This window comes from Ensifer adhaerens, from assembly GCF_002940685.1.
GTDB classification, from domain to species: Bacteria; Pseudomonadota; Alphaproteobacteria; order Rhizobiales; family Rhizobiaceae; genus Ensifer; species Ensifer adhaerens_E.
Genome location: NZ_PNFP01000002.1, coordinates 515,500 through 540,103, shown reverse-complemented (window position 1 = coordinate 540,103; position 24,604 = coordinate 515,500). Strand labels below are relative to the sequence as shown.

At 61.3% G+C, this 24,604-nt stretch carries 35 protein-coding genes and 3 pseudogenes; 6 read left to right on the top strand and 32 right to left on the bottom strand.

Annotated elements, in window-relative coordinates; translation table 11 throughout:
- Positions 1-79 precede the first annotated feature (79 nt).
- The 29 genes and pseudogenes from C1A35_RS05950 to C1A35_RS05810 all read right to left on the bottom strand — a co-directional run bounded on the left by C1A35_RS05950 (position 80) and on the right by C1A35_RS05810 (position 17,429).
- Positions 80-1,228 carry an amidohydrolase gene (locus C1A35_RS05950; protein ID WP_104663384.1) on the bottom strand — a complete coding sequence of 383 codons (1,149 nt, stop codon included), beginning with the start codon at positions 1,226-1,228 and terminating at the stop codon, positions 80-82.
- 201 nt (positions 1,229-1,429) lie between these two features.
- Positions 1,430-1,552 (bottom strand): hypothetical protein, encoded by a 123-nt coding sequence (locus C1A35_RS37050; protein WP_272939251.1) that lies wholly within the window; start codon positions 1,550-1,552, stop codon positions 1,430-1,432.
- Positions 1,553-1,627: 75 nt separating this feature from the next.
- Positions 1,628-2,026: a DUF6258 family protein gene (locus C1A35_RS05945; RefSeq protein WP_104663383.1), complete on the bottom strand. Its 399-nt coding sequence runs from the start codon at positions 2,024-2,026 to the stop codon at positions 1,628-1,630.
- A gap of 5 nt (positions 2,027-2,031) precedes the next feature.
- Positions 2,032-2,430: a DUF6258 family protein gene (locus C1A35_RS05940; RefSeq protein ID WP_104663382.1), complete on the bottom strand. Its 399-nt coding sequence runs from the start codon at positions 2,428-2,430 to the stop codon at positions 2,032-2,034.
- A 1-nt stretch (position 2,431) separates the two neighbouring features.
- The gene (locus C1A35_RS36330; RefSeq protein ID WP_104663381.1) at positions 2,432-2,707 is read right to left on the bottom strand and encodes a hypothetical protein; all 276 of its coding nucleotides are present in this window, start codon (positions 2,705-2,707) and stop codon (positions 2,432-2,434) included.
- Positions 2,697-2,906, bottom strand: a complete 210-nt coding sequence (locus C1A35_RS05930) for a hypothetical protein (RefSeq protein WP_104663380.1) — start codon at positions 2,904-2,906, stop codon at positions 2,697-2,699. Before C1A35_RS05930 ends, C1A35_RS36330 begins: the two co-directional genes overlap by 11 nt.
- Positions 2,888-3,277 carry a hypothetical protein gene (locus tag C1A35_RS05925; protein WP_104663379.1) on the bottom strand — a complete coding sequence of 130 codons (390 nt, stop codon included), beginning with the start codon at positions 3,275-3,277 and terminating at the stop codon, positions 2,888-2,890. The genes C1A35_RS05930 and C1A35_RS05925 overlap by 19 nt, the downstream gene beginning before the upstream one ends.
- A 101-nt stretch (positions 3,278-3,378) precedes the next feature.
- On the bottom strand, positions 3,379-4,050 hold the full coding sequence (locus C1A35_RS05920) for a hypothetical protein (RefSeq protein WP_234822774.1): 672 nt from the start codon (positions 4,048-4,050) through the stop codon (positions 3,379-3,381).
- Between the two features lie 28 nt (positions 4,051-4,078).
- A complete protein-coding gene (locus C1A35_RS05915; protein WP_234822773.1) occupies positions 4,079-4,324 on the bottom strand; it encodes a hypothetical protein in 246 nt (81 codons plus the stop codon).
- Positions 4,325-4,464: 140 nt separating this feature from the next.
- On the bottom strand, positions 4,465-4,866 hold the full coding sequence (locus C1A35_RS05910; RefSeq protein WP_104663378.1) for a hypothetical protein: 402 nt from the start codon (positions 4,864-4,866) through the stop codon (positions 4,465-4,467).
- A gap of 585 nt (positions 4,867-5,451) precedes the next feature.
- On the bottom strand, positions 5,452-5,850 hold the full coding sequence (locus tag C1A35_RS05900) for a DUF6258 family protein (protein WP_104663376.1): 399 nt from the start codon (positions 5,848-5,850) through the stop codon (positions 5,452-5,454).
- 310 nt (positions 5,851-6,160) lie between these two features.
- Positions 6,161-6,562, bottom strand: a complete 402-nt coding sequence (locus C1A35_RS05890; RefSeq protein ID WP_234822770.1) for a DUF6258 family protein — start codon at positions 6,560-6,562, stop codon at positions 6,161-6,163.
- Positions 6,563-6,813: 251 nt separating this feature from the next.
- Positions 6,814-7,163, bottom strand: a pseudogene (locus C1A35_RS05885) (portal protein); the annotation flags it as partial.
- Positions 7,164-7,193: 30 nt separating this feature from the next.
- A complete protein-coding gene (locus C1A35_RS05880; RefSeq protein ID WP_060516151.1) occupies positions 7,194-7,601 on the bottom strand; it encodes a DUF6258 family protein in 408 nt (135 codons plus the stop codon).
- Between the two features lies 1 nt (position 7,602).
- On the bottom strand, positions 7,603-8,271 hold the full coding sequence (locus C1A35_RS05875; protein WP_104663375.1) for a hypothetical protein: 669 nt from the start codon (positions 8,269-8,271) through the stop codon (positions 7,603-7,605).
- Positions 8,268-8,681, bottom strand: coding sequence for a portal protein (locus C1A35_RS05870; RefSeq protein ID WP_199772865.1), 414 nt, complete (start codon positions 8,679-8,681; stop codon positions 8,268-8,270). The genes C1A35_RS05875 and C1A35_RS05870 overlap by 4 nt, the downstream gene beginning before the upstream one ends.
- A 98-nt stretch (positions 8,682-8,779) precedes the next feature.
- Positions 8,780-9,405, bottom strand: a pseudogene (locus tag C1A35_RS05865) (portal protein); the annotation flags it as partial.
- A 13-nt stretch (positions 9,406-9,418) separates the two neighbouring features.
- Positions 9,419-10,096, bottom strand: a complete 678-nt coding sequence (locus C1A35_RS05860) for a hypothetical protein (RefSeq protein WP_104663374.1) — start codon at positions 10,094-10,096, stop codon at positions 9,419-9,421.
- A 76-nt stretch (positions 10,097-10,172) separates the two neighbouring features.
- Positions 10,173-10,373, bottom strand: a complete 201-nt coding sequence (locus tag C1A35_RS05855; protein ID WP_158664987.1) for a hypothetical protein — start codon at positions 10,371-10,373, stop codon at positions 10,173-10,175.
- A 47-nt stretch (positions 10,374-10,420) separates the two neighbouring features.
- Positions 10,421-10,597, bottom strand: a pseudogene (locus C1A35_RS37045) (portal protein); the annotation flags it as partial.
- A 14-nt stretch (positions 10,598-10,611) separates the two neighbouring features.
- On the bottom strand, positions 10,612-11,010 hold the full coding sequence (locus tag C1A35_RS05850; RefSeq protein ID WP_104663372.1) for a DUF6258 family protein: 399 nt from the start codon (positions 11,008-11,010) through the stop codon (positions 10,612-10,614).
- A gap of 1 nt (position 11,011) precedes the next feature.
- On the bottom strand, positions 11,012-11,680 hold the full coding sequence (locus C1A35_RS05845; RefSeq protein WP_104663371.1) for a hypothetical protein: 669 nt from the start codon (positions 11,678-11,680) through the stop codon (positions 11,012-11,014).
- Positions 11,677-12,027, bottom strand: coding sequence for a hypothetical protein (locus C1A35_RS05840; protein ID WP_199772864.1), 351 nt, complete (start codon positions 12,025-12,027; stop codon positions 11,677-11,679). The genes C1A35_RS05845 and C1A35_RS05840 overlap by 4 nt, the downstream gene beginning before the upstream one ends.
- Before the next feature lie 43 nt (positions 12,028-12,070).
- A complete protein-coding gene (locus C1A35_RS05835; RefSeq protein ID WP_158664986.1) occupies positions 12,071-12,352 on the bottom strand; it encodes a hypothetical protein in 282 nt (93 codons plus the stop codon).
- 156 nt (positions 12,353-12,508) lie between these two features.
- Complete coding sequence (locus C1A35_RS05830; RefSeq protein ID WP_104663369.1) at positions 12,509-12,751, bottom strand: hypothetical protein; 243 nt, start codon at positions 12,749-12,751, stop codon at positions 12,509-12,511.
- A gap of 4 nt (positions 12,752-12,755) precedes the next feature.
- On the bottom strand, positions 12,756-13,661 hold the full coding sequence (locus tag C1A35_RS35775; RefSeq protein ID WP_158664985.1) for a hypothetical protein: 906 nt from the start codon (positions 13,659-13,661) through the stop codon (positions 12,756-12,758).
- Positions 13,658-15,715, bottom strand: coding sequence for a portal protein (locus C1A35_RS05820; RefSeq protein ID WP_104663367.1), 2,058 nt, complete (start codon positions 15,713-15,715; stop codon positions 13,658-13,660). Before C1A35_RS05820 ends, C1A35_RS35775 begins: the two co-directional genes overlap by 4 nt.
- On the bottom strand, positions 15,716-17,083 hold the full coding sequence (locus tag C1A35_RS05815) for a terminase large subunit domain-containing protein (RefSeq protein WP_234822769.1): 1,368 nt from the start codon (positions 17,081-17,083) through the stop codon (positions 15,716-15,718).
- Entirely contained in the window at positions 17,040-17,429 is a 390-nt protein-coding gene (locus tag C1A35_RS05810; protein WP_158664984.1) for a hypothetical protein, read from the bottom strand. The genes C1A35_RS05815 and C1A35_RS05810 overlap by 44 nt, the downstream gene beginning before the upstream one ends.
- A 358-nt stretch (positions 17,430-17,787) precedes the next feature.
- Here C1A35_RS05810 and C1A35_RS05805 point away from each other — a divergent pair, with 358 nt between their 5' ends.
- The 4 genes from C1A35_RS05805 to C1A35_RS35765 all read left to right on the top strand — a co-directional run bounded on the left by C1A35_RS05805 (position 17,788) and on the right by C1A35_RS35765 (position 19,985).
- Positions 17,788-18,156: a tetratricopeptide repeat protein gene (locus C1A35_RS05805; protein ID WP_104663365.1), complete on the top strand. Its 369-nt coding sequence runs from the start codon at positions 17,788-17,790 to the stop codon at positions 18,154-18,156.
- A 412-nt stretch (positions 18,157-18,568) separates the two neighbouring features.
- Positions 18,569-18,745 (top strand): hypothetical protein, encoded by a 177-nt coding sequence (locus C1A35_RS35770; protein ID WP_158664983.1) that lies wholly within the window; start codon positions 18,569-18,571, stop codon positions 18,743-18,745.
- 432 nt (positions 18,746-19,177) lie between these two features.
- A complete protein-coding gene (locus C1A35_RS37040) occupies positions 19,178-19,309 on the top strand; it encodes a hypothetical protein (protein ID WP_255380915.1) in 132 nt (43 codons plus the stop codon).
- A gap of 532 nt (positions 19,310-19,841) precedes the next feature.
- The gene (locus tag C1A35_RS35765) at positions 19,842-19,985 is read left to right on the top strand and encodes a hypothetical protein (protein WP_158664982.1); all 144 of its coding nucleotides are present in this window, start codon (positions 19,842-19,844) and stop codon (positions 19,983-19,985) included.
- On the opposite strand, the gene C1A35_RS05800 is transcribed toward C1A35_RS35765, so the two are convergent.
- The 3 genes from C1A35_RS05800 to C1A35_RS35760 all read right to left on the bottom strand — a co-directional run bounded on the left by C1A35_RS05800 (position 19,976) and on the right by C1A35_RS35760 (position 22,004).
- Positions 19,976-20,524, bottom strand: coding sequence for a BA14K family protein (locus tag C1A35_RS05800; protein WP_104663364.1), 549 nt, complete (start codon positions 20,522-20,524; stop codon positions 19,976-19,978). The genes C1A35_RS35765 and C1A35_RS05800 overlap by 10 nt on opposite strands.
- 125 nt (positions 20,525-20,649) lie before the next feature.
- Entirely contained in the window at positions 20,650-21,714 is a 1,065-nt protein-coding gene (locus C1A35_RS05795) for a D-alanine--D-alanine ligase family protein (protein ID WP_104663363.1), read from the bottom strand.
- A 137-nt stretch (positions 21,715-21,851) separates the two neighbouring features.
- The gene (locus C1A35_RS35760; RefSeq protein ID WP_158664981.1) at positions 21,852-22,004 is read right to left on the bottom strand and encodes a hypothetical protein; all 153 of its coding nucleotides are present in this window, start codon (positions 22,002-22,004) and stop codon (positions 21,852-21,854) included.
- Between C1A35_RS35760 and C1A35_RS05790 the strand changes: the two genes are divergently transcribed.
- Both C1A35_RS05790 and C1A35_RS05785 read left to right on the top strand, forming a co-directional pair.
- On the top strand, positions 22,003-22,584 hold the full coding sequence (locus C1A35_RS05790; RefSeq protein WP_104663362.1) for a dienelactone hydrolase family protein: 582 nt from the start codon (positions 22,003-22,005) through the stop codon (positions 22,582-22,584). The genes C1A35_RS35760 and C1A35_RS05790 overlap by 2 nt on opposite strands.
- Positions 22,585-23,307: 723 nt before the next feature.
- Positions 23,308-24,462 (top strand): SGNH/GDSL hydrolase family protein, encoded by a 1,155-nt coding sequence (locus tag C1A35_RS05785; RefSeq protein WP_104663361.1) that lies wholly within the window; start codon positions 23,308-23,310, stop codon positions 24,460-24,462.
- Positions 24,463-24,604: the final 142 nt, after the last annotated feature.

The window sequence follows — 24,604 nt, the reverse complement described above, 5'->3', positions numbered from 1 at the left end:
GGCTTTCGGTCCGGAACTGCACAGTTTCAGAGAGTGCAGTCACAACGACCTCCGCGCAAGCGACCTTCGGCCGCCGCCCTCACCCCAGTTCGTTGCGGATCGCCCGCATGAAGACCTTGGCGCCGATGCCGATCAGGCCATCGGGAAAATCATAGTCTGGATTGTGCAGCCGCGCGTGGTTCTCGCCGGCGCCGAGAAAGAACATCGCCGAGGGCGCGACGCGCCCGAAAAGCCCGAAATCCTCCGAACCCTTCATCGGCAGCACGCCTTCGCCGCGATCGTGGCTGACGCCCTCCTCGTCCATGGCCCGCTCAAGCGCCGTCACGGCACGTTCCGCATTGCTGCACTGGTGGAACACGTCCTCATAGCCGATCTGAACCTTCAGCCCTGCCGCCTCCCCGGCAACCAGCGCCTCGGCACGGGCCACGAGATCGGCCATACGCTCGTCGGTCAGCGTCCTGAGCGTCGCCCAGATCTCGGCGTAGCCCGGGCTGATGCCGAAGGCCGCCTCGCCGAGCCGCGCATGCGTCACCGTGACCAGCGTGTAGTCGTCATCAAGCGGCCCGTTGTTGCCGAGCGCCGTCAGTCCGGGAAGCAACGTGGCCATTGCAAAGGTCGGCGCGACCCCGTCCTCCGGCGTCGAGGCATGCGCCGTCTTGCCGGAAAGCGAAATCCGCATGCCGCGCGAGGCGCAGTTGACCGGTCCGCTGCGAAGTGCGGCATGGCCAAAGCTTAATCCTGGAAAATTATGCAGCGAGAAGACCAGATCCGGCCTGATCTCGACAAATTTCGGATCGGCAAGCACAGCAGCCGCACCGGCGCCGTTTTCCTCCGCCGGCTGGAACATCAGGATCGCCCGCCCCCTCGCCGGCCGCTTCTGTGCCAATCCCTTGGCAAGCGCCATCAGGATCGTCATGTGACCGTCATGGCCGCAAAGATGCCCCTTGCCCGTAACCTGAGAGCGGTGCGCAATCTCGGAAATTTCCTCGATCGGCAACCCGTCGAGCTCGGCCCGCACCATCAAAGTCGGCCCCGGCTCACGTCCCTCGTAGACCGCCGCCACCCCATGCCCGCCAAGGCCAGTGATCACCGCATCCGGCTTCGTCTCGGCAAGTGCGGTAACGATCGTTTCCGCCGTCTCCCGCTCCTCGCCCGAAACCTCCGGTCGCCGATGCAGGTCGCGCCGAAATGCTGTCAGTATCTCGAGTTCACGGTCGATCAGAAACATTCATGCCCCTCCGCATTCCAGTTTCCCTGCTCTTAGCAGGTCTCGAAGGGTGTCGCCAATCGCGCCATCATGCGTTCTGGATCAATCGGCCAGCCCGGACAGATAGTCCCTTGCACGCACCAATTTGGCGCGCATGGCCTCGGCGTCGTAAAGAAATTCACCGCCTTGCGGACGGTACATGGCAAGCATGCTTACCAGGTCCTAAACATAGTCGTTATCCGGGTAGGCATCATCCAGCGCAACCTCGATCTCGTTCGCCAGGAGAATGCTCGGACGATCTGCGGCAATGAACGCGTCCAGCATGGCTTCAATAGATCTGTTCATCTCACACATTGGTCCTGCATCATTGTCAGTGTATGGCCCGTCGCAGCCGTCCGCCTGGGAGGCTGCACCAAGAGCCTAATCCCTGATCCGCGTGCCTTCTTCACCCGGCTTCTCAATCGCCACAGCCTTCGCCCGGATAGTGGTTTTCACCGAACCATACGTTCCGGCCTCGTTGCAGAAGCCCATATCGAGCACCACGGTGAAGCGACCGCCCTCGATTCCCAGAAATTCGATATCTCCGAAATCATCATTTGGCATGTTGCCGGGCGGGTCGAAGGAAATGTGATCGACACCCTCGAACACCAGGAAGCCATCCACCACGTCTTCAGCAGAGTAGAAATCCCAAGCCTCTCCCCGGATCCGCGATATGGCATCAATCTGGATCTTCACCTCTTCATTCCATCCATCGAGAAGGATGGCCTTGCAGGCACGGTCGCCGAGATAGATCGAGTTCAGGAATTCGTCGGGCTTCATTCTGTTTAGTCCCTGATCCGTGCGTCTTCCTCACCCGGCTTCTCGATTGCCACCGACTTCGCGCGGATGGTCGTCTGGATGAAGCCGTAATCGGCGGTGTCGTCGCCGGCCCCGAGTTCGATCACGATGGTAAAACGATCGCCCTCGTAGCCAAGAAATTTGATCTCACCAATATCCTCGTTCGGAATTCGACCAGGCGGATCGAACGAAAAGTGATCGACCCCCTCAAACACGAGATAGCCATCCTCCACGTCTTCCGCTGAATAGAAATTCCAGTGCTCCGAACGTTTTCGGGAGATCAAATCTATCTGGATCTTGACCTCATTTTTTAATCCGTCCAGCAAGACAGCCTTGCAACCGCGATCGCCCAGATAAAGTGTCCCTAAAAATTCGTCCGGCTTCATTTCACTTCCTTGTTGGCCAATGCGCATCGGGGCTGCTCCAGGGCACGATGTTGCCGAAGATATCTAGTGAAGGACCTTGCCCGTTTCTACCTCTGCCGGTGCCGGGCAGATCTGTGGTGAGCGCCGCACCGCCGGCCATTTCGGCCAGGTTCTGCTCGCGTTTCATGTGGAGTTCGGCGTCGATCTGGTAGCGTTTGAGCGCGCCGATCTGCTGGATCTCTGCAAGTTTCAGCTCGCGCTCCATCTCCAGCTTGCGCCTGGCGCTTTCACCGTCCATGCGCGCCTTCTCGTTTGCCAGCTGCATCTGCAGGTTGCTGCATGCCCACGTCAGGCTGTTGCTGCGGCTGCGCCGCCTGCATGCGCTTCTGGATGTCCTCGGGCGTCGGCTTGGTGAAATAGAGGTCGGGCGATTTCAGCTCCGCCGCCTCCACGGTCTTGGCGATGCCGTCGTCGATGGTTACGCGACCGCCGGACAAAACCGTCGCACAAGACGGCTTTCCAGGAACACATAGGTGAGTACGAAGACCGGGTAGTTGGGGCTGATCCAGCTATGCAGGGAATACAGGAACAGGCCCCGCACAAACGACTCGCTATCAAAAGTGCCATCAGCCACGAATGCCCAATGAAACGCGCGCGCAGCGGTCGTCAAAAGCATGAAGACGGTGATGAGTAAGACGCGGTTACGAAGCGAGACTGTGTGGAGCGGGACAAATGCCACAAGAAAATAGGTTGTGGCATAGGGCGCCATATACCACTGGAAGAAACGCCCATAGAGTAGTTTCGCAGCAAGCAGCATAACCGCATAGCAAACGAGAACGCGGACGGTATTCCATAGCGTGTATTGCATTGGTTCTCGGATCTGCTGTTGCGTAGGTGAACGTTGAGGCCAGCGATTTCTACTCTAGAGATTGCGGCGAATTTGCGCCACCCTGAGTTTAAGAAGCGGGTTTAGGGCTTCCTCAGTACACGGCGCAAGCTTTCCAAGTCGGCGGCCTCGTCCATATGCCTGTTCAGACCGCGCAACTGCCGATCCAGGACAACCGGCCAGTCGGTCTTCTCCACCCCGAGAAAAGGACCAACGCCGCTGACTGCCTCGCTCACAGAAGTCGTGCAACCCGCCCATCCCCCGCTGCCAATCTCGTCCGCGCGCCGGATGATCTCAGCCTCCTCTTCGGGCGTCGTTGCAAATTTGCGCACGGTCACATTGGGGCCGTCACGAAGCTGATACTGCAGATAGTCCTCAGGAGACACTTCCGGTCCATATAGAGCCCGCCCGCTGCCTATTTCTCTGCTCATGTAAGAACCTGACGGATCGTAGAGGAAACGCCCTTCAGGATCGCCATTGTCGGGAATGATAAAAAGCCCACTGTGCATGTTGTTGCCAAGCAGAGCTTGAATAGGCCAACCCGTCGGATTCGTATTGGACATGATATAGGTCGCAGCCACCTCCACGCCCTTGTCGCGCTCGTGTCCGACCCCCCGGTTCGGCAATCGGCTGTTGGCCTCTTCGCCGAAATCACGCAGTTCCAGCGCCGTCGTCGATCGCGCGCCGGTTTCGTACAGATCGTCGTCCGTCCTGCCCCGAAAGGTGGAACGGCCCCGTCTGGTGTTTCTGATCATCCCGGTATCCCTCCGATATGCGCCGCAGTCAGCGCCGTGCCACCGGCCATTCAGCCAGGTTCTGCTCGCGTTTCAGGTTGAGTTCGGCGTCGATCTGGTAGCGTTTGAGCGCGCCGTTCTGCTGGATCTCCGCAAGCTTCAGCTCGCGCTCCATCTCCAGCTTGCGCCTGGCGTTTTCCCCGTCCATGCGCGCCTTCTCGTTCGCCAGCTGCATCTGCATCTGCAGCTGCTGCATGCCCACGTCAGGCTGTTGCTGCGGCTCAGCCGCCTGCATCCGCCGCTGGATCTCCTCGGGCGTCGGCTTGGTGAAGGAGAGATCGGGCGATTTCAGCCCCGCCGCCTCCAGAAGTCGGGCGATTTCAGCCTCGCCGCCTCAACAGTCTTGGATCCCAACCCAATATGACCGGCCAGAAGCTAGGCTTCGCCCGCCGGCACCAGCCTTTGGGCAGCCAACTTCCCAACCACCGGTTCAAGCGAACTGTAAGCGATCAGAAAAACAAGATATTGCGGCCCGAGCAGACCTAGCAGAAATGTGATCTGCACCGTCTCCCAGAAGGCGTTGAGGTTGCCGGATCGGAGGAAAAGGACGGAGTAGCCAATCGGAACCATCATCAAAGGCAGTGCCGCCAACGTGATGTACGCAAGACGCTTCCAGAGACGCACCGCCGGAAGGGGAATGAAAGCAAAAATATAGAGGAGCGAAACGGACGCTGCCGCCGAGAACGTCAAGAAGCGTTGGTATGCCCAGGCCGCGAAGGCCAGCATGATGATATAGCTGAGAACCACACGCACGGTATTGAGAAGCGTATAGTGCATAGAAGCCTCGCAAGATCCACTCGTCAGCCAAAGCAGCAGCGCCGCCAGACGGTTGGACGGCTAATCTCGCGGTAAACTACGACGCAATTGCGTTCGCACGCAATGTATTTCAATTGCCATGCAATTACTGCTTGCGAACGGCAGTCCGAGGCGACGTCGACGTGGAGGTCGCCCATCTACCTTGCTAGCAATCGACGGAGGCTCTCCGCATCGTGGGCGTCGCCCACGTGCTTGTCCATGCGACGGAGCTGCTTATCAAGCTTCGTCGGCCACATGGTTTGTTCCACCTCGCCGAACGGACCGATGCCTCTGATCGCCTCAGTGACGCCCGTGGTGCAACCGGTATCGATAAAATTGGCGGCCGGCGCTCCACCGAGATTGAAGACTCGCTCCTTGATGATTTCCTCCTCTTGCGGCGTAGTTGCATACCTTCGCACGGTTACGTTAGGTCCGTCGCGTAACTGGTACCGCAGGTAGTCTTCTGGGTCTACGATTCCGGGTTCTGGATCACCCCTTCCTGGACGATCGGCTGCTGGTTGTTCTGCCAGTAGAGATTGTCGAGCGTCTGGCGCGCCACGCCTCAGCCTAGTCCCTGATTCGCGCGCCTTCTTCACCCGGCTTCTCGATTGCTACCGCCTTCGCCCGGATAGTGGTCTTGATGAAGCCATAGGTAGCAGTCTCGTCGGCAGCCCCGAGTTCGATCATGATAGTGAAGCGATCGCCCTCATAGCCGAGAAACTCGATGTTGCCGATCTCATCGTTTGGCATCCGGCCAGGTGGGTCGAAGGAAATGTGATCGACGCCTTCGAAAACAAGGAAGCCATCATCCACGTCCTCGGCCGTATGAAAATTCCAAACGTCGCCACGGACGCGGGATATAGCATCGATATGGATTTTGACTTCTTCGTTCCAACCGTCGAGCACAAGCCCTTTGCAGGCGCGGTCGCCGAGGTAAATGGTTTTGAGAAATTCGTCCGGTTTCATTTCATTTCCTTATGGGCCAGTGGGCGTCTGGGCTCCTCCAAGGTACGACATTCCCGTCGATATCGATTGAAGGACCCTGGCCCTTCTTGTTCCGACCCGTACCCATAAGGTGACCATGTCCGTGCGGAGTTGGGTCGTCCTTGTGCCCCTGCGGATTCAGCCTATGGTAGTTCGATCCGTTCGGATAGAGCGTGTGCGTCAACCGGATTTTTCCCGGGCACGGTGCGCCCTCCCAACGGTTCAATCATATTGTTGCCGCGGGAGTCGCCGATGTAGCGTTGAATCGGCCTGTCCGCCGAACTCTGCTGACCTAGTCCCTGATCCGCGCGTCTTCTTCGCCCGGCTTCTCGATCGCCACAGCTTTCGCTCGAATCGTCGTGCGAACGGTCGTGTATTTAGAGTCCTCATCACCGTGAGTAAGCTCGATCACCACAATGAAGCGGTCGTCCTTGTAACCAAGGAATTCGATTTCACCGATGGCGTCGTTCGGGATCAAACCGGGTGGATCAAAAGAGACGTGATCGACGCCTTCGAACACGAGGAAGCCGTCGTCAACGTCCTCATCCGTGTAGTAATCCCAGTGTTCTCCCCGGACCCGCGAAATGGAGTCGATCTGAATTTTCACCTCATCCTTCCAGCCATCAAGCACGATAGCCTTGCAGGCGCGATCACCCAGATAAATGCTCGTCAAGAATTCGTTCGGCTCCATCATTCTCATCTCATTGGCCAATGCGCGTCGTCGCTGTTCGAAGGCACGATGTTCCCATGGACATCAATCGAGGGGCCTTGACCCTTCCTATTTGGTCCGGTCCCTTCGAGATGACCATGGGCGTGGGGTGTTTTTCTAGAGCCATGCCCGCGAGGGTTGATTCTATGAAAGTTTGATCCATTCGGATAGAGCGTGTGAACAGGCGGGCATCGGCCAGACGGAGCTGATGGTGCGCACCTTTGCGCAAGGGCTGCGGCGGGTTCGACGAGGGCCGTCGCCTTCGCCGTCATGTTCTGCAGCGCGTCCGGCGCCATGCCGCTCGAGGCGTCGGAAATGCCGGTGCGGTCGGTCGCCTCCTGCTGCAATTTCAGGAAAAGTGTGAAGCGGCTTTCCGTTCGAAATTGCGCATCCCAACAAGCGGATAACCGAGCATGGAGAAGGATTTGCGCGCCACGAACGGCACCGCCGTATAGCCGACGGCGCCGCGCACATCGACGCCCTGGCCGACGCGGATCGGCTGGCCGAACGTCGGGTTCAGCACCGATTCCGGGTTCTGGATCACCCCTTCCCGTACGATCGGCCGCTGGTTGCCTGTCAGAAAAAGTTGGCGAGCGACGGATGCGCTCGCTGCCGCCTAATCCCTGATTCGCGCGCCTTCTTCTCCCGGCTTCTCGATGGCTGCGGCTTTCGCCCGGATGGTCAGCTTGGCATTGCGAAAGATGACGTTGCCATCCTTCTGTTCGGCATAGCCGATGTCTATCTTCACAAGGAACCGCTCATCGCCCTCGGCAACGAACTCAATATCGCCAATTTCTCCGTTCGGAATCGGGCCTTGAGGGTCAAAGGATACATGATCGACTCCTTCAAACACGAGGAAACCGTCTTCCACATCCTCAGCGGAGTAAAAGTTCCAAGTCTCGGACCGACATCGAGAAATCAGGTCAATCTGGATCTTGACCTCGTCTTTCCAGCCGTCGAGTACGATCGCCTTGCAGGCGCGATCGCCGAGGTAGACGCTGCTCAAGAATTCGTCCGGCTTCATTTCACTTCCTCATTGGCCAATGCGCATCAGAGCTGGCCCAAGGCACGATGTTCCCACGGACATCAATTGATGGACCCTGGCCTTTCGTGTCCGGGCCCGTTCCCGGAAGATGACCATGTCCATGCGGAATCGGGTCGTTTCGATGCCCTTGCGGGTTCAGTCTTTGATAGTTCGATCCATTCGGATAAAGCGTATGTGTGTCAACCGGATTTCGACCAGGAGCGGTACGTCCTCCCAGCGGCTCGATCATGTTGTTGCCTAGACCGTCGCCGATGTAGCGTTGGATGGGCCAGCCTGTGTTGCGGTCTGCAACGGGGGCTCGTTGAAGCTCTTCCAGCCGACGCTGCAGGCTGTCCCTCGCCTGGACGGAATAGGAGCCGCCGGCCGGTTCAAGGAATGTCTCTTGCGGGTTGAGGCGCTTAATCTCGCGCATGAGGCGGCCGATCTGCAGCCCCATCACTTCCTGAACGGGGTCTCTCGGCTGGGCTCCGCGCCGCGCCGGCGGTCTAGCCTGGGCAAACTCTTGTCCGCCCCGGCGATCGCTGCCGGCACTTCGCCCGCGATTAGGCGCCCAACTGTTCGCCTCCTCGCCAAAGTCGCGAAGCTCCAGCGCGCCGCCAAGCCCGATCGGCGCTTCATAAAAATCGTCAAAATTGCTGATCCGCCTCATCCCGGCATCCCTCCGATATGCGCCGTCGTCAGCGCCGCTCCACCGGCCATTTCGGCCAGGTTCTGTTCGCGTTTCAGGTTGAGTTCGGCGTCGATCTGGTAGCGTTTGAGCGCGCCGTCCTGCTGGATCTCCGCAAGCTTCAGTTCACGCTCCATCTCGAGCTTCCGCCTGGCGTTTTCGCCGTCCATGCGCGCCTTCTCGTTCGCCAGCTGCATCTGCAGTTGCTGCATGCCCACGTCAGCCTGTTGCTGCGGCTCAGCCGCCTGCATCCGCTTCTGGATGTCCTCGGGCGTCGGCTTGGTGAAATAGAGGTCGGGCGATTTCAGCCCCGCCGCCTCCACCGTCTTGGCAATGCCGTTGTAGAGATTGTCGGGCGAGACGTATGGATTGTGCGGCCCGAGCGTCGCCACAGCGCCGCGCGTCTTAAAAAGACGCGCAAAGGTCGCTGTAACACTTTGAAGTGCTGCATGTTTTTTCCCTTAAATCCGCGAGGATTTATGGAAACATGCAGGAGCAGTTTCTCCTGCAATTGCTGGATCATCTGGATCATCAGCATGTCGCGCTCGCGGGTGCCCGCACCAAGCCCGATGTTGACGGTCGCATCCATGCCGGCGTTCCAGTGGCGCGGGTCGAAGGTCACCCATTTGCCGCGCAGCCGTACCGCCCGCGGCCGGTCCTGGTGCTTGATGGTCAGCCCGAGCAGACCCCTGAACACCCGACGAAGCCCTTGCGCAAAGGTGCGCACCATCAGCTCCGTCTGGCCGATGCCGGCCTGCTCGACAAGCGCCGTCGCCTTCGCCGTCATGTTCTGCAGCGCGTCCGGCGCCATGCCGCTCGAGGCGTCGGAAATGCCGGTGCGGTCGGTCGCCTCCTGCTGCAATTTCAGGAAAAGTGTGAAGCGGCTTTCCGTTCGAAATTGCGCATCTCAAGAAGCGGATAGCCGAGCATGGAAAAGGATTCGCGCGCAACGAACGGCACTGCCGTATAGCCGACGGCGCCGCGCACATCGACGCCCTGGCCGACGCGGATCGGCTGGCCGAACGTCGGGTTCAGCACCGATTCCGGGTTCTGGATCACCCCTTCCTGCACGATCGGCTACTGGTTGTTCTGCCAGTAGAGATTGTCGAGCACCCTGGGTCAGTCCCCTCTATGCTTTATTCTTGCTTAATTCTCTCTGATGAGACCACCGCAGCTCCATCATTCTTTCAAACTGCCGTTCTGCTCTCCATCGACGAAGATCGGCGCTATCCGGCTGCCTGCGGCTATCCCCTTGGTCAAGCTCGACCCGTTCGCATTCTGCGCTCCAGCATTCGGCGAGGAATTTTTCGAACCATTGGCATTGCTCGAACCAGTTGCGAGCCGCCGCCGGGTCGTCCGCGTCAGGATCCTTGTTGCGCAATTCCGCCCGCGCCAACTCCGCCCTTGTACGACAGAGCCAATACTGACCACGCCTTGCTTCGTCCAGCTTCATGCCGGCACGTAGCCAACTGTCCTGTCTGCGAGCGGGCCTTCGCGCGGCCATAGTTTCGCGAAGTCGCCAGTCCCCGTCCCACCATTGGTCCTCGAGCTCACGTGCCTCACGCCACGGTGCAAAATGCTCAGACTCGGCGTGCCAACGTTTATCGGCCTTAGGGTCAACCTCCTGAAGCGCCGCGCATTGGCGCATGAAGGACTGGATCTCCTCGCTTTTCTCCGGTTTCCAAGCCCACCTTGGCCAGCGATTGTAAGGGCCGTCGTCCTCGATCACGACAGTGTCCCTGCGCCGAGGGCGGTCAGCGGTCCAAATCTCATCCTGCGCCGGCGGCGCCGGCTTAGCCTGCTTCATTCCACGCGTCCTCCCACCGGCCCGACCAACAAGGAAAATACTCCTAGCTTTTCAGGGAATGTCAAGCGCCGGCATGTCAACGCCCTGCCTCATAGAGCCTGCCATACGTTCGGCCGGCAGGAACAGGCTTTTCATCCTCCGGTTTCAACAATTGCTGATAGGACAGCCCGACAGGGGCAGCGTAGGGAAGAATCTTGCCATTGAACTGGATAATGTCGCGAAGCTTGGGATGCTCATTGACATAGGACCGAATGCGCGCGGCCGTTTCGGGCGCCATCGTCTTCATCGTGTTCGGAGCGGATAGCCGAGCATGGAGAAGGATTACCGCGCCACGAACGGCACCGCCGTATAGCCGACGGCGCCGCGCACATCGACGCCCTGGCCGACGCGGATCGGCTGGCCGAATTTCGGGTTCAGCACCGATTCCGGGTTCTGGATCACCCCATCCTGCACGATCGGCTGCTGGTTGTTCTGCCAGTAGAGATTGTCGAGCGTCTGGCGCGCCCGGCCTCAGCCTAGTCCCTGATCCGCGCGCTTTCCTCGCCTGGCCTTTCGATCGCAACCGACTTGGCACGGATCGTCGTCTTCACGTTGGTGTATTTCCCAGTCGAGTCACAATGCCCGAGTTCGATCATCAGTGTGAAGCGATCGCCGTCATAGCCGAGGAATTGCCTGTCGCCGATCTCGTCATTCGGCACATAGCCAGGCGGATCGAAGGAAACGTAATCGACACCTTCGAATACCAGAAACCCGTCCTCCACGTCTTCTGCCGAATAGAAGTCCCACGTCTCAGATCGCTTTCGCGATATCAGATCGATCTGGATTTTGACCTCGTCGTTCCAGCCATCGAGCAGCACAGCCTTGCAACCGCGGTCGCCCAAGTAAAGTGTCTCCAGGAATTCGTCGGGCTTCATTTCACTTCCTTACCGGCCAATGTGCGCCTGGACTATTCCAAGGTACGATGTTTCCGTCGGTGCCGATGGAGGGCCCCTGTCCCTTTCTTCCGGTGCCAACCCCCTCAAGGTGCCCATGCCCGTGCGAAGTTGGGTCGTCCCTGTGCCCCTCCGGATTCAGCCTCTGATAGTTTGAACCATTGGGGTAGCGCGTGTGCGTGTCAACCGGATTGTTTCCGGGCACTGTGCTGCCTCCCAACGGCTCAATCATGTTGTTGCCCAGTCCGTCGCCGATGAAGCGCTGGACGGGCCAGCCGGTGTTGCGGTCATAAACGGAAGCTCTCTGAAGCTCTTCGAGCCTGCGCTGCAGAGATTGCAGCGTCTGCGGCGAATGAGAGCCCCCTGGAGGGTTCAGAAACGCCTCATTGGGATTGAAGCGACGTATCGCCTGCTCCACCCGCACAATCTGGTCCGCGATCACCTCTTGAGCGGGGCTTCTCGCCGGGAGCCCGCGCCGCGTCGGCGGCCGTGCCTGGGCGTACTCTGCTCCGCCCCGGCCCTCCGCTCCGACGCGCTGGCCCCGATTTGACGCCCAACTGTTCGCCTCCTCGCCAAAATCGCGAAGCTCGAGCGCGCCCCCAAGCCCGATCGGCGCTTCATAAAAATCGTCGAAATTGCTGATCCGTCTCATCCCGGAATCCCTCCGATATGCGCTGTCGTCAGCGCCGTTCCGCCGGCCATTTCGGCCAGGTTCTGCTCGCGTTTCAGGTTGAGCTCGGCGTCGATCTGGTAGCGTTTGAGCGCCCCGTCCTGCTGGATCTCCGCAAGTTTCAGCTCGCGCTCCATCTCCAGCTTGCGCCTGGCGGTGTCGCCGTCCATGCGCGCCTTCTCGTTCGCCAGTTGCATCTGCATCTGCAGTTGCTGCATGCCTGTATCAGGCTGTTGCTGCGGCTGGGCCGCCTGCATCCGCCGCTCAATGTCCTCGGGCGTCGGCTTGGTGAAGTAGAGATCGGGCGATTTCAGCCCCGCCGCCTCCACGGTCTTGGCAATGCAGGTGAGCGCGCTACGGAGTTGGCGACTGCTAGATCGTGCTCTCGCGCGCAGGCACCGCTGTCTGTGCCTTGGAAAATTTTCTGACGGGAAGATCGAGCACGATGTAGGTCAGCAGAAACACGAAGGTTTGGGGTCCAAGAAGACCAAAGATAACGACAATTTCAATTGTTTCACGAAGAAGATTGGCGCTGTGCATGCCGTCGACAACGACGAAATATCCAAGCGGCACGATCATCAGCTGAGAACCATACGCACGGTATTGAGAAGCGTATAGTGCATAGAAGCCTCGCAAGATCCACTCGTCAGCCAAGCAGCAGCGCCGCCAGACGGCTGCCCGTCTGATCTCGCGATAGATTACGACGCAATTGCGCTCGCAAGAAATGTACTTCTATTGCCATGCAATTACTGATTGCGAGCCGAAATCCGAGGCGACGGCGACATGGAGGTCGCCCATCGTGCCCAGTTTTCAATCTGCCAAGCCGGACAAATAGTCCCTTGCGCGTAGCAGCTTGGCGCGCATTGCCTCAGCATTGTAAAGAAATTCGCCGCCTTCCGGGCGATACATGGCAAGCATGCCTACCAAGTCTTGAACATAATCGTTATCCGGATAGGCCTCATCCAACGCGACCTCGATCTCGTTTGCCAGGAGAATGCTGGGGCTCTCTGCGGCGATGAACTCGTCCAGCATGGCCTCAATAGACTTCTTCATCGGACTATCGCCTTCTCGGATTTATTACCGTAACTGCACGTTTACCCGTTTTTTCGTCAACGACAACCTGTGGTCTTCCAAGCATGTTGCTGTTTTCAACTTTTAGGGTCGACCCTAGTGGATGATCAGCTCGACCTACGATACGGGTTGCTCCGTCCAAGACACTATCAACCTCGTCCGGTGACATGATCGCTCGCCCAGGGGGCGGGTTGACCATTCGATCAGCTGCGTGAATCGTAATTTGCCGACCATTGGGGGTTGTTGGCGTTCCGAGAAGGCGACGAACCACATAGTCACTTTGACGCTGGGCAAAATCCTCGTCAAAAAGAACAAGACTCTTGGCTTCTGCAGCTGACCGAACTGTCGGGCTGACGCCCGCATGCATCGAAAAATCTTCCTGGGGCGTCCACTCGGAAAGTCCACGCCTTGCCGTTTGAGAGGTGTTGCCGAATTGCTGAACAGGCATGCGGTCGGAAGCAGTTCCTTTCGGGACCGAGGCCCCCACCCGTGAGGCGGAAAACGTTGGGAGCGTCCAGCCGGAAAAGTTCAAGCTTTCCGCAATAGCATCTGGCGAGACGTTTCCGTTTGCATCGGTTAACTGCACTTCGCCGCGCATCGCTCGACCGGGAAGCGTGACTGCCCGGATTCCGCTGTCGAAAACGCCCTCGAGGAGTCCGGGGACAGCCCACTTGGTTTCGCCGGTTGATGTGTTCTTCTCATAAGGAAGAATAAGACCCCGCCGCCAGTTCTCAGGGCTCGCATCTTCGGCATGCCGTTCGACAGGTGTTCGACGCGGACCCGTCTCGTCGCGAAAATCCCTGAGTTCAAGAGGCGTCGCCGCTCCGGCCAGCGAACGGCCAGTCAGAAGCCCACCGGGGTCGTAAGCCAGCCTGTTGGTTCTGTCCGTCATCCCGGCAACCCTCCGATATGCGCTGTCGTCAGCGCCGTTCCGCCGGCCATTTCGGCCAGGTTCTGCTCACGTTTGAGGTTGAGTTCTGCGTCGATCTGGTAGCGCTTCAGCGCGCCGTTCTGCTGGATCTCCGCAAGCTTCAGCTCGCGCTCCATCTCCAGCTTGCGCCTGGCGTTTTCGCCGTCCATACGCGCCTTCTCGTTCGCCAGCTGCATCTGCATCTGCAATTGCTGCATGGCTGCATCGGGTTGTTGCTGCGTCTGCGCCGCCTGCATCCGCCGCTGGATCTCCTCCGGCGTCGGCTTGGTGAAATAGAGGTCCGGCGATTTCAGCCCCGCCGCCTCCACGGTCTTGGCGATGCCGTTGTAGAGGTTGTCGGGCGAAACGTAAGGATTGTCCGGCCCGAGCGTCGTCAGCAGTTTTTCCTGCAATTGCTGGATCATCTGGATCATCAGCATGTCGCGCTCGCGCGTTCCGGCACCAAGCCCGGTGTTGACGGTCGCATCCATGCCGGCGTTCCAGTGGCGCGGGTCGAAGGTCACCCACTTGCCGCGAAGCCTTACTGCCCGCGGCCGGTCCTGGTGCTTGATGGTGAGCCCGAGCAGACCCCTAAACACCCGCCTCAGCCCTTGCGCAAAGGTGCGCACCATCAGCTCCGTCTGGCCGATGCCGGCCTGTTCGACCAGCGCCGTCGCCTTCGCCGTCATGTTCTGCAGCGCATCCGGCGCCATGCCGCTCGAGGCATCGGAAATACCGGTGCGGTCGGTCGCCTCCTGGTCGAGATAACCGAGCATGGAGAAGGATTCGCGCGCAACGAACGGCACCGCCGTATAGCCGACGGCGCCGCGCACATCGACGCCCTGGCCGACGCGGATCGGCTGGCCGAATTTGGGGTTCAGCACCGATTCCGGGTTCTGGATCACCCCTTCCTGCACGATCGGCTGCTGGTTGTTCTGCCAGTAGAGATTGTCGAGCGTCTGGCGCAGAAGCACGGTCTTGACCCGCTGGATCTCCGCCATATCGTCGGTGATCGCATTGCCCTCGCGCTGGTGCGGCCGCCGCTCGGTGATGAGATCGGCAAAGGGCACCTCGTCCCATTCCGCATCCTCAAGCAGATTGTCGGCCCCGGTACCGCCGGCAAAGACCAGGCGGCGCAGTTCCGCAATGCCGTCATCATCGGCATCCACCTTCACGTAGAGCTCGTAATAGTCCACCTCCTGCAGCGCCGTTGCCGTCTCCTCGCCATCGCCGAAGATGCCGCGCCTGCGGGCGAATTCCTCGTCCTCGCCATCCGCATTGCCGGCAATGGCAAAGCCTTCGACGAGATCGCGGTCATAGCCCATGGCGATCAGGTCCGAGCGGCGCATCCGCCGCTTGATCCCGGCAATAGGGCTGTCGTCGATCGAGATCGCATCCGGATGCACGAGGAATTCCTCGAGCGGCACGGCGGCAAGCCTTGTCGCGCCGCGTTCCGCCGTGCGGCGGATCTTCACGGCAAAGACCGGCTGCTCGACGGGCCCGGTCGGCAGCTCGATCCGCTCGACCGATTGCGCCTGTTCCAGCACCTCCACCGTGTCGTCGGCGATCAGCTGCACCAGGGCCGCCTCGTCGAGCCCGCTATGGGTCGAAACCTCGACACTCTTTCTCTTCTCGTACCACCAGCGGATCACGCCGTTGCCAAGCTTCAGCGCGTCATGGGCGGCATCCTGCACCGCGTCATAGCCGTGGCTTTCGGGAAAGACGATGTAGTTGATGTAGTCGCTCGCCTGCTCGGCACCTGCCTCGTCGCCCTGGTTGACCGGCTGGTATTCCACCACCCTGTCATTGCCGAGCACGGTGCGAATGAGCGAAGGCAGCACCTTCTTCACCGCAGCCCGCACATCGCGCGAAACCACCTTGGAGCGGTTCGCTTCGGCCGGCACGTCGGCCATCACGCCGTCGTAATATTCCATCGCACGCACGCGCTGTGCCGAGAGCTGGTCGCGATAGTCCTCGCAATCCCTGACGAGCTGGCTCACCATCTCAGTCAGTTCCGGTTTCGTCATCGCTGCCATCTAGAGAACCTTCCGATCGATAAAAGCCCAGGCGGCGTTGTCCGCCTTCACCCGGGCAAAGCGTTTCATCATCAGCGCGTAGCGGCTGGCCGAAATCACGTCGTCGCGTTCCTTGACGATGCGGCCGTCCTTGCGGTGGTAGAGCCTGAATTCCTCGAACCAGTCGCCAGCGGTCGCAAACACCTTGAAGCGCCCGGTCTGCATACGTTGCAGCATGTCGGATATGCCCGCCTCGACACCGTTGGTGCCGTCGTCGAAGGTTGCGCGTTCAGCCAGCATGGCGAGCCCCTGCGCGCGATATTGGGCGGCGAGCTGCTCGCCCGAGCCCTTGTCGTGTTGCAGCCCGTCATGCGGCCAGGCCCAGGGCAGCCAGACCCCCCAGGGTTTGAGTGCCGCCGCGTGGATGATCGGCGTCGCCTCGCGCTCGCGGTAGCAGCGGGTCACGTAAAACACGTCGGCGTCCCGGTCCCAGGCGCAGAGCGCTGCGGCAAAGGGGTGGTCCCAGCCGAAATCGAGCCCGCCGATCTGCACCCAGTGGCGCGGTATCTCGAACGGCTCGACGCGGATCTGTTCCTCCGTCACCGGGAAGATCCGGCCGGACCCCAGCGTCGGCACGCCCTTGGTACGCGCTTCCTTCTCGTGCGCCGGATAGCTCGCGACGATCTTCGCGCGCTCCTCCGGCGTATAATGTTCGGCATCGTCGATCGTCATCGTCACCACGGTCCGGTCCTCGGAAGGTTCCAAGAGATAGCGGCTGACGACCGAGCTCATGCCTTTCAGCGGCGTGAAGGTCACGGCGACCGAACCGCCCGTCGCATTGGTGCGGGTGATGCCCTCGAAATAGACGTCCTCCGGCGGCTCCTCGTCGAACCAGACATAGTCCACGGTATTGGCCTGCCACTTCGCCCGTCCCTGCTCGTAGGCTTTCAAAAGCAGCGTCGAGGTGCCGCCCGAAGCGTGACGCACCGTCACGCTGTCGAGCGCGCCGGACGCGCTTGAACGCCGGGTCCAGCCTGATAGAGCGGTCTTCGGCAGATAGCCGGTGCCCCAGTCCTCCTCGCTCATTGGCGGGCCGACGAGCAGCCGCTGCACGCCATCGCGTGTCAGCTCGTGCGATTCCGAGCCGCCGATCATCGTGATCGGCCGGTCGAACCGTCGGCCCGCCCACCAATGAGGATAGTCTCCGGTCAGGTGCATCGCCGCTTCCGCAGCCCCCGCCAGCGTCTTGCCGAGCTGGTTGCCGGCCATGAACAGCCGCTCGCGAAAGCATGCGCCTGCCGCATGAAACTCGGTCTGTTTCGCATAGGGCCGGTAGTAGGCAAGCCTATTCGTTTTCTGCCGCCGCCCGATCTCCATCGCCAGTTCCATCCGCTCCCGAAGCATGAAGGAAAGGCCTGATGGTCTGGTCGAGCTTGCGGATCCGCTCGAGGAGTTGTTCATCCGTCATCTCGCCCATCTGGTTTGGATTGATCGTCACGTCCTTCGGCATCAGCGCCGCCACGGCCTTGAGGAAATCATGCGGGTTCTTCTCGATCAGCGCATGGATCGCCGCCGCACCCCGGCTCTCCCAGGCCGAAAGCATGTCTTCGAGAAAGAGCTCGCCGAGCTTGCTGCGCACTGCCTTGCGCGCCCGCGGCCGGGGGATTGCCCCGGCTCCCCCGGCACGCGGCAGAAAGCGCCCCGTCTTCGGGTCCTTGGCAGGTTTGCTTGTCATCAGATTTGCTCCAGCGCGCAGGAGTGACGGGCGGCGGGCGCCCTCGACCGCCGGACTGCACATCGGCATCCGTGACGGAGAGACCGCGCCGCGGTCAAAAAGCGTGACCGCCGATCACACAAAATTGCGGGTGTCACGCCCGATGTCACGCTTGCAACCTTGACTTCAGGTTGTATCCGGTCATCAATACGGCTCACCGGGTTGCCCTGCTTCGGGTCCTCCTGGCGGAACGCGTCGCAACGGCCCCTGCCTCACAGGCAGTTGCCAGGGAAAAACCAAATTAGTTCAAGATTTTGAGTAATTTTCCGGTCTAGCAGCCTCGCCGCGGGAACCATGCAATGAATGCAACAGGTGTCAGATGATCCGCAACACGTTCGTCAAGTTGAAGACCATTTTCACCCCGCGGCCCTCCGCCACAAATATCTCGCCAAGGTTGCTTGAACTGGCCACGTCAGGGAACGTCGACGCCCAGGCGAAGCTTGCCGAAATCTATTTCAACGACGGCGGCGAGGAACATTACGCCGCCTCGCTCCACTGGAACCGGCAGGCGGCCCGCCAGGGTCATCCCGCCGCTCAGGCGCGCCTCGTCACGATCTATCAACGTGGCCTCGGCGTCGAACGTGACCCAAAGGAAGCCTCGCGCTGGCTGCGCAATATCGGCCACCCCCGCCCCAGGCATGAGACCGGATCCTCCGTCACCGGCAAGATCGCCAAGCAAGAGGCATAGAGGGAAATCGTCCCTCGTCTTCACGCCGTCAGGGCATGATGGCAATCGCCGAGCGCAGATGATCAGAAGGGCGCATCAGGCGTCCGCGTCCGCCCCCTTCCACGTCTGCCAGATGCTGGAATCAAAAAGGCCGCTTCGATGACGAAACGGCCAGCCTGTAATATCCTTAGCCCGCTTCCGGCCGCTTGGCAAGCCCTTTGCCTAAATTTGTTTCCGTTTTGTTCGATCTCCCCCAACGGCCGCTATCGCTCGCGGCACTCCCACCTCCCGTCCGCATCCATCGTTTGGTGATATACTCATTCCGGCGCGCAGCCCTTGCACCGCGGCCATGGCGGCGACGGACCGCCGCCAGGGCCGTTTTCCGGCACACTGTCGCGGCGACCGAAACCGCCCACGACGACGGGAGGATTCCATGACCCCACGATATCTGATTGCCGCCGCTATCGCGGCGCTTGTCGCCCTTGCCGGCTGCACCACCGACCAGGCCAGCCGCAGCACCGCCCCTGCTCCGAGCCAGGGAAGCCAGGGAAATCAGGGCATGCAGGGCGGCCAGGGCATGAGCCAGGGCGGTGGAAGCTCCGGCTACTAGAGCATGTGGCGCAAAAGTGCACAGCGGCTTTGCGATTACGACGCGCGACAAATCAATCATTCAAAGCGCAACGAACGAATCTGAAAGATCGCGACGCGCTTTAGAGCGCCGTCAGTTCATACGAGCGCACAAAGGACGCTCTAACATTGAGATGCGAGAGCGTCCTTCTGCCCGCCATTGATGCCACGTGAAGGCGGGATGCTCGAGCGCTGCCGAAACGACGCCCGCGACGCGCAGCAGCGACGGCAGACCACTCGTCCAGACCGAGCGCGACAGAGCCCCCAGCTGCGCGACGACTTTCGCCACGCACCGGCGCTTGTCGATTGAACCTCCGGCGCCGAAATGCGTTGAGTAACCATGACGCGCATTCTCGCTGCCGCGCCATTTGTTTGCGCGCATTCTGTGTTAAGCTTCCCTTGGGAGGAAAATGCCATGGAGAATTTCTTCGCACTTGCCGCCATCGTCGTCGGCTCCGCAATCCTGGGGCTCGCGCTCGCCTACGGCTTCCGCCGCAAGGATGCACACCGTCCTCCCGAACATGACGACGCCCGGCTGAAGTTCTAGCGCGCGAGGTTTCTCGGCACGGCCTCGGGCAGGCGGCCGCTGGGCGCGCTTCATGGGCCGGTCACCGGATCGCATTCCCCGAAGCGTGAGCATATTCCTGGCGACCTTTGGCAGAGATGTTCAGGCGCTGCCATGCGTCGCCCTCGAAGCCCTTCCACGAAACCCCAGCGGCCATTTCCCTTTTCTGGCGCGCCGCCGGAGCCTTTCCATCCCCCTCGCCTTACCCCTTGGCCATGACCATGCGAGGATGGGCAAGGCGCACGCAAATCAGGCAGACATCGGATCACTTGTCACAACCGACCGTCGCGCCCATCGGCAAGATCCCGCGCTTGCCGATGGGCCGGCTACCGAGAGGCGATGACCTGCCGCCGGGCGGCCAAGGCTGCGTGCCGCCGGCTCCGAGCCGCGATGAGGCGAATGTGAACCCGGGCGATGCCCTGCCCGAGGGCAGTGAGGAAAAATCCTCGATGACGACCCGGACCACGAAAAGGCCCGCTTCGACAAGGAGCTCCCAAAGAGAAGCCGCCAAAGCATGGCGCGCAAACTGCGCAACGGCCTTGTGACAACGCCCCTCAAAACCACAGCCAGTGTGATCCTCTGCCAGGTGCCAGACGAAAAGCCCGCCGATCAGGGCGACCGGCGGGCTTTTTCAGGGAAAGCGCTTGCTCAGAAGTAGGGCGAATAGCACTGCTGGCGCGGGCCACCATAGGGCTGGAAGCTGTTGTCCCAGGCGCGGTAGGAGCGATAGCGCGCATAGCACCAGTCGGCGTGGCGCGGGTTGACGCCCGTTTCGTAGCGACGCGCTGGCGGTGCGGCGATCGCGCCGCCGATGATGACGCCGGTGCCGAAGGCCGCCAGCGGGTACCACCAGCCGTCGTTGTGGCGTCGATAGCCGTAGCGCTCGTAGCGATAGCCGCGGTAGCCGTTATAGCGGCCATAGCGGTAGCCGCCGTCCCAAGCCGGGCGCGGACGATAGCCGCCATGCCAGCCCGGCCGCGGGCGGTAGCCGCCGTCCCAGCCCGGCCGCGGGCGATAGCCGCCGTGCCAGCCCGGCGGACGCCGGCGATAGTGGCCGCCGTTCCATTCCCGGTGCTGCACCAGTTGAACGTCGCTCTTTTGCACCCGCTCGATGGCAACCGCCGGCACGGCGTTCGCCGGCGTGATGCCCGAAAGAGCCGTAACCGCCGCCATTACGACGATGGCAATCTTCTTCATCTCATCACCTGTCCGTTTGGAAACAGGCGCCAGTTTCGCGGAACGACGTGAACCCACAATGAATGCGATATTCCTAACATGAAATGCAATCGGAAGGCGGTGTCCGGATCCTTTGTTTCCGCCCCCTAGCCGCGCAACTTCAGCGCATGGGCGATCAGCGTCTCCACCACTTGCTCATAGGCGATGCCGTCGGCGGCGAGCGCCTTGGCGTACATGCTGATATTGGTGAAGCCGGGAATGGTGTTGATCTCGTTGATGATGAGGCTTCCGTCGGCGCGCAGGAAGAAATCCACCCGCGCCATCCCGGCGCAGGCAAGCGCCCGGAAGGCCCGCGCGGCCATCTCCCTGGCTTCGGCGATCACCTCGTCGGAGAGATCGGCCGGCGCCTTGACGATCGCGCCGCCGGCATCGACATATTTGGCGTCGTAGCTGTAGAAGCCATGGCTTTCGGCCGGAATGATCTCACCTGGCCGCGACACGGTGAGCCGGCCTTCGGCGTCCTCCAGCACCGAGCATTCGATCTCGCGCGCCCGGACGAACTCCTCGATCAGCACCTTGTCGTCGTGCCGGAACGCCTCGTCGAGCGCGGGCTGAAGCGCCTCCAGGCTGTCGACGCGGCTGACGCCGACCGACGATCCCTGCCGCGCCGGCTTGACGAAAAGCGGCAGCCCCAGCGCTTCGAGCAGGGCTTCGCCCGGTTGCGCATCGCCTTCATGAACGGCGATCGCCCGCGCGACCGGGATTCCCTCGGCCACCAGCAGGCGCTTGGCGAGCGCCTTGTCCATCGCCGCCGCCGAGGCCGCGACGCCGCAGCCGACATAGGCGACATCGGCCGTCTCGGCATAGCCCTGCACGGTCCCGTCCTCGCCGAAGGGCCCATGCAAGACCGGAAAGATGAGGTCGATTGCCGGCAGCAGCCCCTGGCGGCCATCGGCGGCGATGGTAACAGCCTGTCCCTTGCCGCCGGGGATCAGCGCCACCTGCGTTCCCGAAGCGGGGATCGCCTGCGGCAGCGCGCCGTCTTCCAGATCGACGAGCAGCCAGCGGCCGTCCTTGGCAATCCCGATCGGCACGATCTCGTAGCGGGCGCGGTCGAGCGCCCCGACGACGTTGCGCGCCGACATCAGCGAAACCTCGTGCTCCGCCGACCGGCCACCGAACAGCACGGCAATGCGCAACTTTCTCGTCATGATCGTTTTCCCTCCAGAATCATGATGCAGGATCCGCAACCAAGCGGTCGAAGATGGCAAGAAGAGGTCGAAGGCCGCCGACGCTAAAGCCTGTCGCGTGAAAAAGGATCTGCACGCAGGGCTTTGAGCTCTTGTCTTTATGCAGGTCGTTGCCGCAGGACCGCCGCGCAGTTTTGCGCAAAATGCACCAGAACGGGAATCTCCTCGCCGGCCGTCACGCCGCCGCTTGAAATTACAGAGACGGCATACAATTGATGCGCGAACGCTCGTTTGAAGGAAAAGCTGCCCATGGCCGAAATCCTCGTGTTCCACCATGCCCAGGGGATGACCCCCGGCATGCACGCCTTCGCCGATGACCTGCGCGCTGCGGGGCATGTCGTCCACCTGCCCGATCTCTTCGAGGGGCGCACCTTCGCGAGCATCGAGGAAGGCCTTGCCTTTATCGAGGCGACCGGCTTCGAAGCCATGCGCGAGCGCGGCGTGCGCCTCGCCGACGGCCTTCCGGAAAACATCGTCTATGCCGGCTTCTCCTTCGGCGTGCTGCCGGCACAAAAGCTCGCCCAGACCCGCCCCGGCGCCCGCGGCGCCCTGCTCTTTTATTCCTGCATCCCGATCAGCGGCCAATGGGCCTTCGGCCCCTGGCCGCAAGGCGTGCCGGTGCAGGTCCACGGCATGGACAACGATCCGGTCTTCGTCGGCGAAGGCGATATCGACGCCGCTCGGGAACTGGTGGAGAAGGCCGACGATGCCGAGCTGTTCCTCTACCCCGGCGACCAGCACTACTTCGCCGACAGCTCGCTGCCGTCCTATGATGCCGCGGCAACGGCGCTCCTGACCAAACGGGTACTCGCCTTCCTCGACCGCGTCTGAGCCATCGCCGGGCGGCAAGCGCCATCCGCGGGCTGTTCGCCGTCACAATCGGCACGCCCGTGGTCCGCACAGGCGGATTGGGCCGTGAGCCCCGGGCGACAGCAATATTGCCTTGATGGCGCTCGGCCTTGTCGGTCGGACCGGCAACGGCAGGTCCGGAGCCGGAAGCCACGATCCATGCCGTTCCCATGCTCGCTGTTCGGACGCCAGCTCGCGTGGGTCGGCAGCGTTTGATCCGGCCTGCGGCACAGCGCGATGCGATCGGCAACGATCACTCGGACCCCCATCCGCAAATTGGCTGCCGCATCTCCCGCACGCATCGCCAGCCTTACTGCAGCGGCCGCTCTTTTCGCCCTACTCCTTCGTATTATCGCGAATATTTCCAGCGATCTCCAATAATACGAAGATCAATTCGATAGTTCGAATTTTGAAATAAATCCATTTGAATTACAATACTTCTGAAAATTCTACTACCACAATTTCGCCATAACGTTGACACTGCCGATCAGATATTTTCTAAATGGCGCAAAGCGCAAAAATATCTTGTGAAACTACTCGCCACCCACGGATGCCTCCTTTGAACAAGCCTTTGCCAACACCCATTCACCGGCTGGACCTGTACCCGTTCGCCGCGTCCAACCTGTTGCGTCCGGGCGATGCGGCGGCCTCTGGAGCCCGGCGCCGTAGCGAGCCTTCCCCGGCCGGTCGCGCAGCGGTGAAACCATGAAACTGAAGACCCTGATCATCGGCGGTTCCAACACTGTCATGCAGCCCGGCTACTTGCCCTCGCTGCTTTCGACCATGGCGCGGCGCGGCATCGAGCTCGATATCGTCGCGGATCTCGCGGTCGGCGGTACGACCAGCGCCTTCGGCCTCTACCAGCTCAAGATACGCGAGCAGGAGCTTGCCGAGTGCGACCTGCTTGTCATCGAATATGCGCTGAACGACGCTTTCGTCTATGGCGACGAGCGCCGCCCTTTCCGGCATTGGGCGCGGTTCTACGAGGGCATCATCCGCTTTGCCCGCGAGCGCAACCCGAACCTTAAGATCGCGACCCTCGTTTTCGGCGCCCGTAACGGTTCGTTCCTGACGGCCGTTCCCTCGATCGATGCCGGCATCAATTACATCTCGCAATGGTACGGAACGATCTGCGTCGACGTCTCCCGGCTCTTGATGCAGCGCTTCGGGCGCGACGTGGTTGGCCATGCGAGCTTTTACTCCGATCAGGGCCATTACGCCCGGCCGGTGGCAACGACCATCGTCGCCAATCTGATCGCGGACGAACTGGAGCCGGCCCTTGCGGCCGCGCATCGCCCGGCGGCGCTGCCGCCGGCCATCGATCCCGAACATTTCGCCGGCGCCCGCGCGCTTGACGGCGTCTGGCTCGCCAAGCGGATCGGCCGGCCGGTCGTCGAGTACAGCAACCGCCGCTTTTCGGTCGCGGCGGTCGATCTCGGGCGGGAGAGGCTGCGCTTCGAGGTCGAGAAGGGAATGCTGCTCGCCCTGAACTATGTCTGCGAGCCCCGCACCCCGGCGCTCGACATCCGCATGGGCGACGACATGCACCGGGCAGCCCTGCTCAAGGGCGGCGTTCGCGACGGCGTCTACAAGTTCCTGGTCTCGATGCTGAGCTTCGAGTTCCTCTATGGACCGACGCTTCTCGACATGCAGCAGACCCGTTCGCTGGTTCTGTCCAGTGGCGCGGAGGCGGCCGAACACAAGCTGCATGTGCCGAGGGACAGCATCCGCCACGATACGTTCCCGGACGAACCGGCACTGCCGGTCGCCGGCGTGCTCTTCACCGGCAACCTGAAGGCCTGCGCCATCGAGAAGGCCGATGCCGACCGGCCGGCGGACCAACCCGTGGCCGCAGAGTAGCAGCTTGCCGCAAAGGCACTTGAGCCGCCCTCTGCCTCACCGGGGCCACGACAGCGGTCGCCAACCGGCACATCGGCGAAGGCGACCGCCTGTCCGCGCATGACAGGCTCGAAAACGCCTCACCCTGCATCCGGGCGGTCCG

Excerpts from the sequence above, each read along its gene's own strand:
- C1A35_RS05950 (WP_104663384.1), bottom strand. The coding sequence starts at position 1,228 with ATGTTTCTGATCGACCGTGAACTCGAGATACTGACAGCATTTCGGCGC.
- C1A35_RS37050 (WP_272939251.1), bottom strand. The coding sequence starts at position 1,552 with ATGAACAGATCTATTGAAGCCATGCTGGACGCGTTCATTGCCGCAGAT.
- C1A35_RS05945 (WP_104663383.1), bottom strand. The coding sequence starts at position 2,026 with ATGAAGCCCGACGAATTCCTGAACTCGATCTATCTCGGCGACCGTGCC.
- C1A35_RS05940 (WP_104663382.1), bottom strand. The coding sequence starts at position 2,430 with ATGAAGCCGGACGAATTTTTAGGGACACTTTATCTGGGCGATCGCGGT.
- C1A35_RS36330 (WP_104663381.1), bottom strand. The coding sequence starts at position 2,707 with ATGGACGGTGAAAGCGCCAGGCGCAAGCTGGAGATGGAGCGCGAGCTG.
- C1A35_RS05925 (WP_104663379.1), bottom strand. The coding sequence starts at position 3,277 with ATGCAATACACGCTATGGAATACCGTCCGCGTTCTCGTTTGCTATGCG.
- C1A35_RS05920 (WP_234822774.1), bottom strand. The coding sequence starts at position 4,050 with ATGATCAGAAACACCAGACGGGGCCGTTCCACCTTTCGGGGCAGGACG.
- C1A35_RS05915 (WP_234822773.1), bottom strand. The coding sequence starts at position 4,324 with ATGCAGGCGGCTGAGCCGCAGCAACAGCCTGACGTGGGCATGCAGCAG.
- C1A35_RS05910 (WP_104663378.1), bottom strand. The coding sequence starts at position 4,866 with ATGCACTATACGCTTCTCAATACCGTGCGTGTGGTTCTCAGCTATATC.
- C1A35_RS05900 (WP_104663376.1), bottom strand. The coding sequence starts at position 5,850 with ATGAAACCGGACGAATTTCTCAAAACCATTTACCTCGGCGACCGCGCC.
- C1A35_RS05890 (WP_234822770.1), bottom strand. The coding sequence starts at position 6,562 with ATGATGGAGCCGAACGAATTCTTGACGAGCATTTATCTGGGTGATCGC.
- C1A35_RS05880 (WP_060516151.1), bottom strand. The coding sequence starts at position 7,601 with ATGAAGCCGGACGAATTCTTGAGCAGCGTCTACCTCGGCGATCGCGCC.
- C1A35_RS05875 (WP_104663375.1), bottom strand. The coding sequence starts at position 8,271 with ATGAGGCGGATCAGCAATTTTGACGATTTTTATGAAGCGCCGATCGGG.
- C1A35_RS05860 (WP_104663374.1), bottom strand. The coding sequence starts at position 10,096 with ATGAAGCAGGCTAAGCCGGCGCCGCCGGCGCAGGATGAGATTTGGACC.
- C1A35_RS05855 (WP_158664987.1), bottom strand. The coding sequence starts at position 10,373 with ATGGCGCCCGAAACGGCCGCGCGCATTCGGTCCTATGTCAATGAGCAT.
- C1A35_RS05850 (WP_104663372.1), bottom strand. The coding sequence starts at position 11,010 with ATGAAGCCCGACGAATTCCTGGAGACACTTTACTTGGGCGACCGCGGT.
- C1A35_RS05845 (WP_104663371.1), bottom strand. The coding sequence starts at position 11,680 with ATGAGACGGATCAGCAATTTCGACGATTTTTATGAAGCGCCGATCGGG.
- C1A35_RS05830 (WP_104663369.1), bottom strand. The coding sequence starts at position 12,751 with ATGAAGAAGTCTATTGAGGCCATGCTGGACGAGTTCATCGCCGCAGAG.
- C1A35_RS35775 (WP_158664985.1), bottom strand. The coding sequence starts at position 13,661 with ATGACGGACAGAACCAACAGGCTGGCTTACGACCCCGGTGGGCTTCTG.
- C1A35_RS05820 (WP_104663367.1), bottom strand. The coding sequence starts at position 15,715 with ATGGCAGCGATGACGAAACCGGAACTGACTGAGATGGTGAGCCAGCTC.
- C1A35_RS05815 (WP_234822769.1), bottom strand. The coding sequence starts at position 17,083 with ATGGAACTGGCGATGGAGATCGGGCGGCGGCAGAAAACGAATAGGCTT.
- C1A35_RS05810 (WP_158664984.1), bottom strand. The coding sequence starts at position 17,429 with ATGACAAGCAAACCTGCCAAGGACCCGAAGACGGGGCGCTTTCTGCCG.
- C1A35_RS05805 (WP_104663365.1), top strand. The coding sequence starts at position 17,788 with ATGATCCGCAACACGTTCGTCAAGTTGAAGACCATTTTCACCCCGCGG.
- C1A35_RS35770 (WP_158664983.1), top strand. The coding sequence starts at position 18,569 with ATGACCCCACGATATCTGATTGCCGCCGCTATCGCGGCGCTTGTCGCC.
- C1A35_RS37040 (WP_255380915.1), top strand. The coding sequence starts at position 19,178 with ATGGAGAATTTCTTCGCACTTGCCGCCATCGTCGTCGGCTCCGCAATC.
- C1A35_RS35765 (WP_158664982.1), top strand. The coding sequence starts at position 19,842 with ATGGCGCGCAAACTGCGCAACGGCCTTGTGACAACGCCCCTCAAAACC.
- C1A35_RS05800 (WP_104663364.1), bottom strand. The coding sequence starts at position 20,524 with ATGAAGAAGATTGCCATCGTCGTAATGGCGGCGGTTACGGCTCTTTCG.
- C1A35_RS05795 (WP_104663363.1), bottom strand. The coding sequence starts at position 21,714 with ATGACGAGAAAGTTGCGCATTGCCGTGCTGTTCGGTGGCCGGTCGGCG.
- C1A35_RS05790 (WP_104663362.1), top strand. The coding sequence starts at position 22,003 with ATGGCCGAAATCCTCGTGTTCCACCATGCCCAGGGGATGACCCCCGGC.
- C1A35_RS35760 (WP_158664981.1), bottom strand. The coding sequence starts at position 22,004 with ATGGGCAGCTTTTCCTTCAAACGAGCGTTCGCGCATCAATTGTATGCC.
- C1A35_RS05785 (WP_104663361.1), top strand. The coding sequence starts at position 23,308 with ATGAAACTGAAGACCCTGATCATCGGCGGTTCCAACACTGTCATGCAG.